At 53.2% G+C, this 14861-nt stretch carries 14 protein-coding genes; 9 read left to right on the top strand and 5 right to left on the bottom strand.

Features of this window, described 5'->3' with window-relative positions; all coding sequences use genetic code 11:
• Positions 1 to 5: 5 nt before the first annotated feature.
• From DDT52_RS18620 to DDT52_RS18635, 4 genes are read right to left on the bottom strand one after another with little or no spacing between them, the layout of a single operon-like run.
• Entirely contained in the window at positions 6 to 1151 is a 1146-nt protein-coding gene (locus tag DDT52_RS18620; RefSeq protein ID WP_136157682.1) for an ABC transporter permease, read from the bottom strand.
• Positions 1144 to 2886, bottom strand: a complete 1743-nt coding sequence (locus DDT52_RS18625; RefSeq protein ID WP_136157683.1) for an ATP-binding cassette domain-containing protein — start codon at positions 2884 to 2886, stop codon at positions 1144 to 1146. The genes DDT52_RS18620 and DDT52_RS18625 overlap by 8 nt, the downstream gene beginning before the upstream one ends.
• Positions 2879 to 3889: a secretion protein HlyD gene (hlyD, locus tag DDT52_RS18630; RefSeq protein ID WP_136157684.1), complete on the bottom strand. Its 1011-nt coding sequence runs from the start codon at positions 3887 to 3889 to the stop codon at positions 2879 to 2881. The genes DDT52_RS18625 and hlyD overlap by 8 nt, the downstream gene beginning before the upstream one ends.
• A gap of 6 nt (positions 3890 to 3895) precedes the next feature.
• Positions 3896 to 4606 carry a CerR family C-terminal domain-containing protein gene (locus DDT52_RS18635; RefSeq protein WP_136157685.1) on the bottom strand — a complete coding sequence of 237 codons (711 nt, stop codon included), beginning with the start codon at positions 4604 to 4606 and terminating at the stop codon, positions 3896 to 3898.
• A 450-nt stretch (positions 4607 to 5056) separates the two neighbouring features.
• Here DDT52_RS18635 and rhlE point away from each other — a divergent pair, with 450 nt between their 5' ends.
• A complete protein-coding gene (gene rhlE, locus DDT52_RS18640; RefSeq protein WP_136157686.1) occupies positions 5057 to 6427 on the top strand; it encodes an ATP-dependent RNA helicase RhlE in 1371 nt (456 codons plus the stop codon).
• Positions 6428 to 6504: 77 nt separating this feature from the next.
• Here the strand turns inward: rhlE and DDT52_RS18645 are convergent, their stop codons facing one another.
• On the bottom strand, positions 6505 to 7428 hold the full coding sequence (locus tag DDT52_RS18645; protein WP_136157687.1) for a DMT family transporter: 924 nt from the start codon (positions 7426 to 7428) through the stop codon (positions 6505 to 6507).
• A 114-nt stretch (positions 7429 to 7542) separates the two neighbouring features.
• Here DDT52_RS18645 and DDT52_RS18650 point away from each other — a divergent pair, with 114 nt between their 5' ends.
• The 8 genes from DDT52_RS18650 (at position 7543) to DDT52_RS18680 (ending at position 14756) form a co-directional block, all read left to right on the top strand.
• Positions 7543 to 8418, top strand: coding sequence for a helix-turn-helix domain-containing protein (locus DDT52_RS18650; RefSeq protein ID WP_136157688.1), 876 nt, complete (start codon positions 7543 to 7545; stop codon positions 8416 to 8418).
• Positions 8419 to 8590: 172 nt separating this feature from the next.
• Positions 8591 to 9529 carry a tRNA dihydrouridine(16) synthase DusC gene (gene dusC, locus DDT52_RS18655; RefSeq protein WP_136157689.1) on the top strand — a complete coding sequence of 313 codons (939 nt, stop codon included), beginning with the start codon at positions 8591 to 8593 and terminating at the stop codon, positions 9527 to 9529.
• A 131-nt stretch (positions 9530 to 9660) separates the two neighbouring features.
• A complete protein-coding gene (gene mmuM, locus DDT52_RS18660) occupies positions 9661 to 10623 on the top strand; it encodes a homocysteine S-methyltransferase (RefSeq protein ID WP_136157690.1) in 963 nt (320 codons plus the stop codon).
• A gap of 1 nt (position 10624) precedes the next feature.
• Complete coding sequence (locus tag DDT52_RS18665) at positions 10625 to 11173, top strand: hypothetical protein (RefSeq protein ID WP_136157691.1); 549 nt, start codon at positions 10625 to 10627, stop codon at positions 11171 to 11173.
• 83 nt (positions 11174 to 11256) lie between these two features.
• Positions 11257 to 11424 (top strand): hypothetical protein, encoded by a 168-nt coding sequence (locus DDT52_RS20995; RefSeq protein WP_168709807.1) that lies wholly within the window; start codon positions 11257 to 11259, stop codon positions 11422 to 11424.
• 306 nt (positions 11425 to 11730) lie between these two features.
• Positions 11731 to 12270 carry a class IV adenylate cyclase gene (gene cyaB / locus DDT52_RS18670; protein WP_136157692.1) on the top strand — a complete coding sequence of 180 codons (540 nt, stop codon included), beginning with the start codon at positions 11731 to 11733 and terminating at the stop codon, positions 12268 to 12270.
• Positions 12271 to 12867: 597 nt separating this feature from the next.
• Complete coding sequence (locus tag DDT52_RS18675) at positions 12868 to 14277, top strand: flavocytochrome c (protein WP_136157693.1); 1410 nt, start codon at positions 12868 to 12870, stop codon at positions 14275 to 14277.
• 128 nt (positions 14278 to 14405) lie between these two features.
• A complete protein-coding gene (locus tag DDT52_RS18680) occupies positions 14406 to 14756 on the top strand; it encodes an FMN-binding protein (protein ID WP_136157694.1) in 351 nt (116 codons plus the stop codon).
• Positions 14757 to 14861: the final 105 nt, after the last annotated feature.

The raw sequence follows: 14861 nt of genomic DNA on the forward strand, positions 1-14861 counted from the left end.
ACTCCCTAATCCAGCCTGCGCCGGGTTTTCCAGGCCGTCAGACCGATAAAGACGATGGCTGAAGCGATAAGAAACATCAGGTTAACCAGCAACACGCTGCCAATATTGCCTGCCAGGAACAGCGTTTGCAGCGTACTGACAAAATAGCGGGCAGGAATAATGTAAGACACGGCACGAACCAGCGCGGGCATACTGTCGATCTCGAAAACAAAGCCGGACAGCATGACGGCGGGCAGGAACGCCGCATTCAGCGCCACCATGGCCGCATTAAACTGATTTCTCGTCAGTGTGGAAATCAGCAGCCCCATACCCAGCGTACTGATCAGAAACAGACTGCCGATGCCAAACAATAGCAACAGCGATCCCCGGTACGGCACATGCATAATAAAAATGGTAACCACGAGGCACAGCGCCATCACCATCATGCCGAGGACATAGTAGGGGATCAGCTTGGACAACAGCAGCTCGCTGCGGGTGACCTGCGTCGAAAGCAGGGCTTCCATGGTGCCGCGTTCCCATTCGCGGGCGATCACCAGCGAGGTGAGAATGGCGCCAATCACCGTCATGATAATGGTGATGGCGCCGGGCATGATAAAGTGCTGGCTGATGGCGGCAGGGTTAAACCAGTAGCGTTGCTGAACCTCAATCAGCTGTTCGAATTCTTCTCCCCGATCGCTGGCGCGTTGTTGCTGCCAGATAAGCCAGACCCCCTCGGCATACCCGCGAACGAAATTGGCCGTATTGGGTTCACTACCGTCGGTGATGACCTGTAGCGGCGCCTGCGATGCGGTTCGGGCCATGCGTTCGGCAAAATCATTGGGAATGACGATCAGACCGCGGATGGTGCCTGCCTGCATCATCTGAATCAGTTGTTGCCGGTTATCGCTGATGGTGGGTTCAACGAAGGGAGACGCGATGAAAACATTTGCCAGATTGCGGGCGTCCTCGCTTTGCTGTTCCATCAGAATCCCGACGTGTAAACGGCTGGAGTCCAGATTAATGCCGTAGCCAAAGATAAAGAGCAGCAGCAGCGGGATCACCACCGCGATCAGCCCGCTGCTGGGATCGCGCAGAATCTGACGGGTTTCCTTCAGGCACAGGGCGTGCAGGCGACGCCAGGAAAAATGGATACTGCCGCGCTGACTAGTCATTACCCGCCTCCCGATCGTAATCCTGTATCAGTGCGATAAATGCCTGCTCCATGGTGGGAGAGGGGATTTTTTCATCCGCCGCCTGCTGTTTTAAATCATCAGGCGTACCGCTGGCGATGAGTTTGCCGCGATAAACCAGTCCGATGCGATCGCAGTATTCGGCCTCATCCATAAAATGGGTGGTGACCATCACGGTCACGCCCCGGTTGACCATCCCGTTGATATGTATCCAGAACTCCCGGCGAGTGAGGGGATCGACGCCCGAGGTCGGTTCATCCAGAAACAGGATATCCGGCTCATGCATCAGTGCGCAGGCCAGCGCCAGCCGCTGTTTGAATCCTAACGGCAGAGCATCGGGCGTCTGACGGTAAATGGGGCTGAAGTTGAAGGCCTCGGTCATTTCGGCCATTTTATCGCGCTGAGCTTTGCCCGATAATCCATAAACGCCAGAGAAGAAACGCAGGTTCTGCTCAACCGTCAGATTGCCGTAAAGAGAGAATTTTTGTGCCATATAGCCTAAATGTTGGCGCGCCTTGCCCGAACTGGTTTTCAGGTCCATTTCCAGCACCAGCGCTTTACCGGCCGTCGGGACCAGCAATCCGCACATCATTTTGAATGTGGTGGATTTCCCGGCTCCGTTCGGCCCCAGCAAACCAAAAATTTCACCGCGCTTAACCTTGAAGCTGACGTGATCGGTGGCGGCGAAATCACCGAATTTTTTGGTTAACTGCTGGGCTTCGATCACGGTTTCTTCACTGTTGGCCTCAATCTTGGGCATGATCTTCGCCAGTGACGATTCACTGGCCGGGCCGCCGCCCAACAGATCAATAAAGGCATCTTCAAATCGCGGCGCCGTCTTTTGCAGGCTATCTTCTGGCAGATGGAGGGCGGATAACAGTTCATCTTGCGCCGCGTCTTGTTTCAGAATCAGCCGCACGTATTGGCCCTGAATAACACCGTCGCTGACCTGTGGCAGACGCAACGCCTGCTGTAGTAATTTTCGGTGGCTACCGGTACTCGCGCTGACCAATACGCTGCGCCCGGTCATACGTTCGGTAAGCTCACGCGGTTCGCCACGATACAGCAGTTCGCCTTCATTCAGCAGCAAGACATCGCGGCACTGTTCGGCTTCATCAAGGTAGGAGGTGCTCCACAGAATCAGCATGCCGTCATCAGCCAGCTCATGCACCATTCGCCAGAGTTCGCGACGGGAAATAGGATCGACGCCGACGCCGGGTTCATCCAGCAGCAGTACCTGTGGCTGACCCACCAGAGTACAGGCCAACCCCAGTTTTTGTTTCATCCCGCCGGACAGTTTGCCGGCCAGCCGCTCGGTAAAGCGGGTCAGATCGGTAAACGACAGCAGACGTTTGAACGTCTGCTGCCGCACCTCGCCGGTAATACCCCGTAAGTCGGCATACAACGTCAGGTTTTCCATGACGGTAAGGTCTTCATACAGCCCGAATTTCTGCGGCATATAGCCCAGAATCGCATGCAACTGGCGATCTTCTTTAATGGGATCCAGACCGATAACCTTCATGGTGCCGTGACTGGGGGTTAACAATCCTGCCAGCATTCGCAGCAGGGTGGTTTTACCGGCGCCGTCCGGGCCAACCAGCCCCGTCACCGCGCCGCTGCGAATCTGTGCGGTGAGGCTGGCGAGCGCCGGTTTATCCTGTCCGGGAAAGCGTTTTTCCAGCGCATTGAGTTCGATAAGCTGGAGGGTGTCATTCATGGCGCGGCTTATCCTGCGTTTCCTGGGCAAAGCGCAGCGTGACCGGCATGCCCTGGCGAAGCTGGTCGTCGGCATCGTTGACAATAATCCGCAGGCGATACACCAAATCGGTACGCAGATCCTCCGTTTCGACGTTTTTCGGCGTGAATTCGGCGCTGGGTGAGACAAAACCGATCTTACCGTGGTAAGGCGTGTCCGGACGGCTATCGGTGTAAATCAGGATCTCGCTGCCGGGAACGGCGCGGCCTAAATCCCTTTCGCTGACATAGGCGCGGATCCAGACCGGGTTGGTCAGTGACAGAGTAAAGACGGTACTGCCTGCGCTGAGCATGCTGCCTGCTTCCACCGCTCGGGTCAGAATCACGCCGGCAGACGGGGAATACAGTTCGGTATCTTTTATATCCAGTTCGGCCTGCGCTTGTGCGGCCTGTGCCTGTGCCAGCGCGGCCTGTGCCGCTGCGATTTCCTGTGGACGATTGCCGCTTTCATACTGGCTCAGTTTGTCTTTAGCCGCCTGTAGCGTCGCCAGTGCCTGGTTGCGTGCGGTTTTGGCGTCTTCCAGCGCATCGGCGGAAATTGAGCGTTTTGCCCAGAGCCCTTGCTGGCGTTGATAGAAGCTGTTGGCGTAATCGTAAGCGGCCTGACTCTGCACCAGCTGCGACCGCACCTGTGCGATCTCTTCGCGACGATACCCTTCCTGTAATAATCCAAGCTGCGCCTGCGCGCTGGCAACATTGGCCTGCGCCTGATGCAGCGCGTTTTGGTAGGGGTCGCTATCCAGTGCTGCCAACTTTTGTCCCGGTTTGATGTCATCGCCTTCGTCAACATCCAGCGCGGTGAGCCGTCCTCCCACACGGAACCCCAGATTCACCGAGCGAATATCAACATTGCCATACAGCGTGAGCGGCTTATCCTGCTGCTGTCGATAGTGAACGATGCCGTATGCCGCGGCTGCAATCAGAATGATGATAAGGCTGACAATAGCCAGTTTTTTCTTATACATAGCGTATTATTCCTTCCTCTGTCGGGTATCATCCCGCTGTTGGGTATAGATATCCCGCAATCCGTTAAGAAGAATTTCAAGGTGTTCTACCAGAACCTGTTGGATAAGCGTGGCTTCTTCCGTACCGATATCCTGCCAACCCGCACGCAGTAAAATGGTCTCCCGGGCGACGCGGAACGACAATACTTCGCCAAGCAACGCATGAGTATGAATGACGGCCTTGCGATCGCTATCGTCCAGCCCGGTGTAGCGGGCAACCAGCTGTGTCATCATCCGGTGCATCGGTTCGATAACCTGCTGATGAATTAGCGGATAGGCCGCCGTGGGCGAAAGCTGTTCACGCGACATGATCCGGCTGAGATTCAGCGTTTCAGAGCGGGTCATCAGACGGCCGAGATAGAGCAAAGCCTGCCGCAGATAGTCCATGACCTGATCGGTTGACTGTTCATGCGGCGGACGCTGCATGAACGCGTCAATTTCCACCATCAGAGGACGATAGGTTTGACGGATATAGTCTGCAATCCAATTGGCAACCGCCAGATACAGTCCGTCTTTGGAATGAAAATGGTAGGCAATGGTGGCAATGTTATGTCCCGCACGATTGGCAATTTCACGTGTCGTCGCCGCCTGGAGACCATATTCGCCAAAAACATCCAGCGCTGCATGGATCAACTGCTGGCGGGTTTGGTCGCCCCGGCTAATTGGTTCGTTTGCCATACCCTCGTCCGGTTAATGAGTTAATCAATCATATGATTAACTTTAGGCTATTTTTTGCATTTTGATGTGATTTGATTCGCAAAAATAAGGCTATTTTCTGGAACAGGCGCTTAAGACCGTAATGGCAAGGGAAACGACCGGAATAGCCTCACCGCCGCAGGTGTACTGCTCCGCTCTGGCTTTACGGTTACGTCCTGAAAAAGAAAAACGCGGGACGAGGGAACCGTATCAGGATAAACATGGCTCATTACAGATAAAAATCCCATAACGTCCGGAATCTCTGCTACAATCGTCGGCAGTTACGCACCGTAGTTGTGCCCGTTCATCGTGGTTGTTGCTTATGTCGTTATTGTTGAGTTAATGGTGGCCCGGCAAACCCCGTCTTATCATCCCTCTGAAAACTACACCGGTCGTTATCCGGTCAGAGCGGATCTGGAGTTGTTTCCTATTATGTCATTTGATTCTCTCGGCCTGAGTGCCGACATTCTGCGCGCTGTTGAAGAACAGGGCTATCGTGAACCGACGCCTGTACAACGCCAGGCGATCCCGGTGGTGTTGGCCGGCCGTGATTTGATGGCCAGCGCACAAACCGGAACCGGTAAAACGGCGGGGTTCACCCTGCCTTTACTGCAATTGCTGAGCAGCCGCCCACCTCAGGCGAAAGGTCGTCGTCCGGTACGGGCGCTAATCCTGACCCCAACCCGTGAACTGGCCGCGCAGATTGATGAAAACGTCTGCGCCTATAGCAAATACCTGCGTTTACGTTCGCTGGTGGTATTTGGCGGCGTCAGCATTAACCCGCAGATGATGAAGCTGCGCGGCGGTGTGGATATTCTGGTGGCAACGCCGGGTCGTTTGCTCGATTTGGAACATCAGAATGCGGTTGACCTGTCTCAGGTTGAAATTCTGGTGCTGGATGAAGCGGACCGTATGCTCGACATGGGTTTCATCCATGATATCCGCCGTGTTTTGGCCAAGCTGCCGGCGAAACGTCAGAATCTGCTGTTCTCGGCCACCTTCTCTGATGAGATCAAAACGCTGGCGAACAAATTACTGACTAATCCGGCTTCTGTTGAAGTGGCGCGTCGCAATACCCCGTCTGAACTGGTCACGCAGCACGTACACTTTGTGGATAAGCGTCGTAAGCGCGAACTGTTGTCTCAGCTGATTGGCGAGAATAACTGGCAGCAGGTGCTGGTCTTTACCCGCACTAAACACGGCGCCAACCATCTGGCTGAATTGCTGGAAAAAGACGGCATCACCGCCGCGGCGATCCACGGCAATAAAAGTCAGGGCGCGCGTACTCGTGCGCTGGCGAACTTTAAAGATGGCGGCATTCGCGTACTGGTGGCGACCGATATCGCGGCCCGTGGCCTGGATATCGATCAGTTGCCGCATGTGGTCAACTATGAGTTGCCAAACGTGCCGGAAGACTATGTTCACCGTATCGGCCGTACCGGTCGCGCGGAGGCGACGGGGGAAGCACTGTCGCTGGTGTGTGTAGACGAACACAAGCTGTTGCGTGACATTGAACGTCTTCTGAACCGTGAAATTCCACGCATTGCCGTGCCGGGCTATGAGCCTGATCCGTCGATTAAAGCCGAGCCGATCATTAATGGTCGTCAGGGTAATCGCGGTGGCGGTCGTTCCGGTGCGCCGCGCGGTCAATCCGACCGTGGCCACGGCGATCGCAAACCTGCCGATGGTGCCCGTCAGCCACGTAAATCGTCAGGCAATAGCGCCGGCCCGTGGAGTAGTAATGACGGCCAGCGGCGTTCGCCGCGTCCGCAAAACCGCAGCAAACCATCTGCGGTGCGATAATCCAGACTGACTGTTACCCCCTCTCCCTTGCAACGAAAGTTGAGGGAGGGGTTAACAGTGAACCTCCTGACGTTGTCTTAGCCAGCGCTCTTTTTTATCGGCGACTTTACCGGCGCGGCGTGTGTTACCCGATGGTGCGGGCGGTAGAACATGACAGCGTTGCCTGCCAGAATCATCAGCAAACCAAAGATGGCATTTGCCTGCCAGTGGTAGTTCTCAAACAGAGTAGAAATGGATAGCGCAATCAGCGGAAACAGCAGGGTAGAGTAGGCGGCCTGACTGGCGCCGATACGCCCCACCAGAATGAAATAGGCGCTGAAAGCAATCACCGAACCAAATACCGCCAGATAAAACAGCGAGCCAAGGTAGCGAGTCGTCAGCTCCAGCGTAAAATCATAGCCTTGAAACAGACTGAATAAGCCCATCCATAGTGCGCCATAGCACATTCCCCAGCCGTTGGTCGTCATCACATCGCGTCCCTGCCGTTGATGCTCGGTACTGATCATATTGCCGAGTGAGAAACAGTAAGTCCCCAGCAGGCTCAAGCCTGCGCCCCAGAGAAAGTGTGGCTGCGAATCCATATCCAGCAAATCATGCCAGAATAATGCCACAATACCGATGAGTCCCAGCGGCGCCGCGATAACGACATTGCGTGTCAGACGCTGGCCGAAGAAGAGTCGGCTGTTGAACGCATTGAATAGCACCGCCATGGAAAAAATGACGGATTCCAATCCGCTCGAAATCCATGCGATAGCGTGGTAAAAACAAAGAAAGTTAATACCGAAAACGCAACCCCCCTGAACCATGCACAGCAGGTGTGCCCGTCTGGACAGAGGACGCAGGCGACGGGTGAGCGCCAGAAACGCCAGCAAAATGGTGGAAGCGAGCAGGAAACGCCAAAAAATGGAAACTTCGGCGGCAACCGTGCCCTGTTGCAGACTGATGGCGATCCAGGTAGTGCCCCAGATCAGCACGACGGAAAAATACAGCAAAATATTCATCAGCAGACTCTCATGGTTATCCTGTCTGGCAGTATGATATTTTTGTTTTGATGCTGGCTTTCAGCGAGTTGCGGTCGATAACATAATCTTGCGGTTTATTGAGAGGAGGCGGTGATGCATCAGTATCAAGTGTTCGATACGCTGCAACATTATAAAACTCAATTGCGTGATACCGTTGAGCTGACGTCTGGCGTGCGGCTGGCGTCCTGGTTCAACCGCTACGATCGCGTAACCGTGGAAAATGGCGACCATCACACCCTTAGCCTTTATATTGCCGATGGCTACGAGAGCTACCATAAAACGCCGGACGGCTGGCACAATGGCGGCGGTCCCGATCGCTTCTGTCTGATGCCGAAAGAGAGCGTATCAACCTGGGATATTCGCGGCGATCTCTCCTTTGTTCATCTGTACTGCGACGATATGCATCTGCGACAGTTGGCGGAACAAACCTGGGATCGCAGTCCGTCTTCCATCTGCACCGAAGAACGAACGTTCTGTGAAGATCCGCAAATCACCGTGCTTTATCGTCAGTTTCTGCTCAATAACAGCTGGAAGGATCCCGCCAGTCATCTGGTGCTGAGCAGCGCCGCCACGCTGTTGATGATCCATATGCTCAGACAATATACCCAGTTGCAGTGGACGATGCCGGATGTGCGCGGCGGTCTGGCGCCCGCGGTACGGCGGCGGATAAAGGAACAAATTGAGAACCGTCTCGGTGAGTCGCTGACGCTGGCGGATCTGGCGGTGGAAGCCGGGCTGAGTGAGTTTCATTTTGCCCGTATGTTCCGGCAAAGCGAGGGCATGGCGCCGCACCAGTATGTGCTGAAACAGCGGCTGGCGCGCGCCGAAGACATGCTGCGGCATAGCACGCTATCGATCACTGAGATTGCTCTGGCCTGTGGATTCAGCTCTGCCAGCCACCTCAGCCATCGGTTCAAAAGCGAGCGCGGTCAGACGCCATCGGCGCTACGTCGGACGCTGGCGCGCTGAGATTTTTACTTCTCTTCTCATTCACGTATCAATGACGCCGGCAGGCTGCGATTCGAACCGGTGTCATAGCGTGTTTGATAAATGACAACGCCGATGCAATCCTGTGTTTTTCCATTGCGTTGCGTTCATGATGAACAGTACCATGGCGTGCTGTTTTTAACCGAGTTGCGTTATGCGTGTTCTGCTTGCCCCGATGGAAGGTGTTCTCGATGCATTAGTACGGGAATTGCTGACCGAAGTTAACGATTATGACCTGTGCATCACCGAATTTTTACGGGTGGTGGATCAGCGCCTGCCGATTAAATCGTTCTATCGCCTTTGTCCTGAATTGCATTATGCCAGTCGTACCCCGTCGGGAACGCGGGTGCGTGTTCAACTGCTGGGGCAATATCCGCAATGGCTGGCAGAGAATGCGGCACGGGCCGTGGAACTGGGATCTTACGGCGTTGATCTGAACTGTGGCTGTCCTTCCAAACTGGTGAACGGCAGCGGGGGCGGCGCGACCTTGCTCAAAGATCCTGAACTGATTTATCAGGGAGCCAGGGCCATGCGTGAAGCGGTGCCCGCGCACCTGCCGGTCACGGTGAAAGTGCGTTTGGGCTGGGATTCCGGCGAACGTCAGTTTGAGATTGCGGACGCCGTGCAGCAGGCCGGCGTGAGTGAACTGGTGGTGCACGGACGTACCAAAGAAGATGGCTACAGGGCGGAGCGTATTAACTGGCAGGCAATTGGCGAAATCCGCAGGCGGCTGACCATTCCGGTGGTTGCCAACGGGGAAATTTGGGACTGGCAAAGCGCCCGGGATTGTCTGGCGGTAACAGGCTGCGACGCAGTAATGATTGGCCGGGGCGCACTGAACGTCCCGAACCTGAGTCGGGTGATTAAGTACAACGAGCCGCGAATGCGGTGGCCGGAAGTCATGGAACTGCTGCGGAAGTATGTCCGCCTGGAGAAGCAGGGCGATACCGGAATGTACCACGTAGCTCGTATCAAACAGTGGCTGGGCTATCTGCGTAAAGAGTATGCCGAGGCGACAGAATTGTTCAGCGGCATCCGGGCGATGAAAACGTCTGCTGAAATTGCACGGGCGATCGACGCGTCTGTTTATTAGCCCGTATTGGCGTGATCCGCCAGCGTGAATTGCGCTGTGGCGCGAAATCCCCTTTGTCGCGCAGGGCCGTGGTGCTTATGATGTCATCCAGTGGATGAAGAAACGTAAATTTGCGAAGGGAGTAGAAAACATTGCGTAATAATCCTGTCACCGAGATGCTGGCAACGGCCCCGACGATCGTGCTGGACGGCGCGATGGCCACCGAGTTGGAAGCGCGTGGCTGCGATTTGGCCGATCCACTGTGGTCGGCCAAGGTTCTGGTGGAAAACCCGGAGCTGATTTATCAGGTACATCTTGATTATTTCATCGCGGGAGCGCAGTGCGCGATAACGGCCAGCTACCAGGCGACGCCGCTGGGCTTTAAGGCGCGAGGCTTCAGTGAAGCGCAGTCGCTGGCGCTGATTGCAAAAAGCGTACAGCTGGCGGCTCAGGCGCGTGAAGATTACCTCAAGGCCAATCTTCAGGCAGGGAAACGGCTGATTGCCGGATCGGTTGGTCCCTATGGCGCGTATCTGGCCGATGGTTCGGAATACCGCGGCGACTATTCGCTGCCACAGGCCGATATGATGGCGTTTCATCGCCCGCGTATGGCGGCGTTGCTGAACGCCGGCGTCGATATTCTCGCTTGCGAAACCATGCCGTCGTTTGAGGAAATCAAGGCATTGGCTGAACTGTTGACGGAATTCCCGCAGGCTTCAGCATGGTTTTCTTTTACCTTGCGGGACAATGAACATCTGAGTGACGGCACGCCGTTGAGCGACGTGCTGTCATTATTGCAGGCTTATCCCCAGATAGTTGCCGTTGGCATCAACTGCATTGCTCTGGATAAGGTCACCGCTGCGTTGACGCATCTGTCTTCGCTGACGGCGTTACCGTTGGTGGTCTATCCCAATTCGGGCGAACTGTACGATGCAACCAGTAAAACCTGGAGCCGGCATGGTGCCCACGATGGCTCGCTGACGGCCCATTTGCCCGCATGGCAGGCCGCAGGCGCGAAGCTGATCGGGGGCTGCTGCCGAACCACGCCCGCGGACATCGCCGGTATCGCCCGCTGCTGTCAGCACGATCCTGCCATGATTAACGAAGAAGAATAAGATGGAAAATGAAACCCTTGCCCGTCAGTCTTATGCGCAGGTCAGACAACGGGTTACGGCGCCTGTACCCGTGACGTTATTGTATATTGGTGAACAGCAGTCGCTGGTTGTTTGTGGTAATGAGGCGGAACCCGCTGTCGTTTTGCCACTGGCGATGGGGGTTGGTAAGACGGGCGAGACATTTTTTAAACATCTTCCGCCGACGCCGGACGAAATGGAACGGGCCATCATGGTTGTTGAAGATGAGGTGATTCGTATTCGCCACGACCTGCCGGCCGGTTCATTGCTATTCTCCGTCGATCCCGGCGTAGCCGAGATTGCCCGGATTTCCGGCGTAAAGGAAGAGGCCGGCGGTTGGCAACTTTCTCAGGATGAAATGGAGCGAACGTTTAAGCGGCTGGAACAGGTGATATTTGGCAGCCCGGCCTCATGGGAGGGCATTCCATTGGCGCGCGATTTTGCCGCCAGATTGCTTATTCTGCGCGAATTCATGCACCATCATGGTTTTGATACGGTGGCGATAATGTCTTATCCGCCAGCGGCGGCGTGAAGCACTGGCGATTTTTGCCATCTCAGCTACCATTAACGGCCGATAACCAGTGAAAGGACGCGGCCGTTTTTTTTGTCAGGAAGATGCTTTACCGTATTGGCCGCGCAGGGGAAAGGAAACGCCGGCGCATTGGCGCGCCGCGGCAGGCGGTGTATGACTCTGTTGTGGGGGAGGGATTGCCATCCCAACCTTTTGATATCCATCCGTTCCGGGGATCCACCCGGTTGCCGCGTGACGAGGCTTATGCATGAGCCTTGCCCGTCAAGGGCCAACGCCCTGCGTTGTTCAAAACGACGGCGTTTTGTCCTGCATCTTGAAAGCTGCTGGGCAATACCCGGATTATTTGACTGGCGTCAGGTCATCGGAGGTCTTTTGCCATTGCAGGATTCCGAGGCAAGGTTATTATCTGATGTGTAGTTTGATGTTACCAGGATCAATCTGCGGGTTGCCGAATGTGTATTGGGGAAGCGTCCTTGCTCAATGTGTTGATAAAACGCGTTGCTGTTGAGGGTGGGCGTTCAAGAGTATTGGCAGGCAGTCCAGTAAGGAGGAAGAACATGGTTGAACATTTTACAGGGAAATATGAAGTTGAACTAAAATTCCGTATTCAGGATATTGTGGTTTTCCGGAGTACACTCTTTAGCCATCATCCTGAAGCATTTGTTTTTGAAAATAAAGAGCATGATATTTATTATGATGATGCTCAACAACGCCTACAGCAGCAAAATATCAGCATGTTACTACGGAGCATGGAACCGTCAGGAATTAAGCTATTGATTGTCAAAGGTCCTGGCGCGGGGCGCTGTGAAGCCGTTAATGTCGAGTCGTTCGAGAAAACGGATAGTATGCTGAAAACCCTGGGGTATAGATCGCTTTACGAAATCAATAAAGTACGCAGTATCTATTTTATGGATATTTTTCATATTACTTTGGATTATATTGAGCCGCTCGGCCATTTTGTCGAAATATCCGTGATGACGGATGACGAGACACAGTTGAAGGCGTTGAGAGATCTGTGTGTCGAATGCGCATTGCGGCTGGGGTTATCACTGGATAATATTGAAAATCATTCTTATCGACAATTACTTGGTTTTTAATCGGTTGCTATATCAGAATGAATTGTTATGGCAATGATGTCTTTTTTATGTTGTTGTGTTGTTAAATTAAATGCAAATTATCGATATTCTGCCGATAGATTCTGTTGGTCTGATTCCGTAAATTGACGGAGGGATGTATTATAGGGAAATACACATCCTTCCGATTTTGTTTTGTCTATTCCTGGTCGGATATATTGCCGTTTCTTGATTGTCTTTCGCGTTACAGTAACGCGTATTGCCCGCTATTTTTCCTGTTGCCGTGTTATTTTTATGCCTGAATCATCCCCGTGGTTACCGCTTTTCCGTATTGTGAAATCTATTCGATATAAATTTATAAATATATGATCGAGTTAAAATTTTTGTATGGCAATAAGAGTAGGATCAGTTCCTGACATTGTTTTGTTAGTGGTTACAGCGCAATTAATTTTCGTTTGTATCGAATCAGTGCCAGTAAAACCTGATCCAGGTAATTGCAATCGGCGTTTGGGATTTCGTTGGGATGGCCGTGATTTTGGCGGTATGAAAGCAGTAATAATGACGATCATTTCAATTATTTGGATTTCCGATTAAAAATAACAAAATATAGGTTCATATAATATGAAGAAGAAAATTCTATTATTGAGTGCTTTGGCATTTGCCTTTTCCTCTGCTGTTCATAGTGAAATGACCGATATTGTCATTATCGGAGCGGGAGGAGCGGGGATGTCGGCTGCCATTGAAGCTCACAATCAAGGGGCAAAAGTCATTTTGCTGGAAAAAATGCCGTTTGCCGGAGGAAATACCGCCCGCGCGGAGGCAGGCTTAAACGCGGCGGGGACTGATCTGCAAAAGGCCAGAGGTATTACGGACAGCCCGGAACTGTTCTATGAAGATACCATGAAAGGCGGTCGGAATATTAACAACCCGGAAGTGGTGAAAACCCTCACCGAGCATGCCAAAGATTCCGTGACCTTCCTGAAAGCGAATGGGGCGGATTTGGCGGATCTGACCCGGACCGGGGGATCGAGCGTAGACCGTACCCACCGTCCGGCAGGCGGTGTCGCGGCGGGCAGCTTCATTGCCACCGCGCTGATTAAAAAGGTTAAGGAACTGGATATCGATCTGCGTACCAATACGTCGGCAACCGACATCCTCAAAAACGACAAAGGGGAAGTGACGGGCGTTAAAGCGAAGGGAAAAGACGGTCAGGAATTCGCCATCGACGCCAAAAAGGTCATGATCACCAGCGGGGGTTTTGGCGCCAACTTTGACATGATCAAACAGTACGATCCTAAACTGGTCGATTTTAAAACCACCAATGCTCCGGGTTCGCTGGGTGAAGGCATTAAAATGGCGCAGGGCCTGAATGCCAAACTGGTGGACATGGAATACATTCAGATTCACCCGTCAACGGTACCGGGTAAAGGCATTCTGATTACGGAGGCGGTACGTGGCGATGGCGCGATCATGGTCAATGAAAGCGGCAAGCGTTTCGTCAATGAACTGCTGACCCGTGATGTGGTGTCACAAAGCATTCTGCAACAGCCGGGTGCGCATGCTTATCTGATTTTCAACGATGAACTGGTGAATCAGAATCAGGCGACGAAATCCTACTTTAAGCAAAAACTGGTGGCTGAAGGTGACACGCCTGAAGCGCTGGGCAAAGCGATTAACGTGGACGGCAAACAACTGACGCAGACGATCAATACATACAGTGCCGCGGTTAAAGCGAAAAAAGACGGTGAATTTGATCGTGACAGCATGAAGCTCGCGCTGGATAGTGGTAAATATTATGCCATTGAAATCACGCCGGGGATCCACCACACCATGGGCGGTATTGCCATTAACAACAAAGCACAGGTGCTGGATGTGAACGGTAACGTAATCCCTAACCTGTTTGCTGCGGGTGAAGCGGCGGGTGGGGTACATGGCGCCAACCGTTTGGGCGGCAATTCACTGGCGGATATTGTAACGTATGGACGCATTGGCGCCGCTGAAGCAGTGAAAGAAATCAAAGCAGGCCAATAATAAGTTATCAATAGATTTTCGTTGCAGGGAGCCACAATGAGGACGTTGATCACAGTGGCTCTATTATTTGTCATTTATTATTAATGCTGCCAACTGGGGCAGTGATGTCATTTATTTATGGGAAAATTATGAAGAAATTGATTCCGGCCATATTGGCCGCCTTGACGCTTTCGTTCTCATTGGCTGCGTATAGCAGCGATGTCGCACAATACAAAGACGGCACCTATACCGGAAAAGGGCAGGGAAAAGAGGGAGAAATCGAAGTCAGCGTCAGTATCAACGACGGGAAAATCGCCAATGCCGAAGTGGTGAATCATGAAGACACCGAAGCGTTGATGCTGGGGGTAATTGATAACGTTATCCCTGAGCTGATTGAAACACAGGATATCGATAAAGTTGATGCAGTGACGGGCGCGACATTGTCGAGCCAGGGCGTGATTGAGGCAATTAAGCAAGCGCTTGAACAAGCGAAAAAATAATATTCCGTTTGTTTTATCATCTTGCATCAGCCTGCATCGTCGGGGTGCGGGCTGATGCGATCCTGTTTGGATTGCCTCTTCTATTTACATACCGCTTTTTAAGGT

The organism is Brenneria roseae subsp. roseae (assembly GCF_003115845.1).
Lineage (GTDB): Bacteria > Pseudomonadota > Gammaproteobacteria > Enterobacterales > Enterobacteriaceae > Brenneria > Brenneria roseae.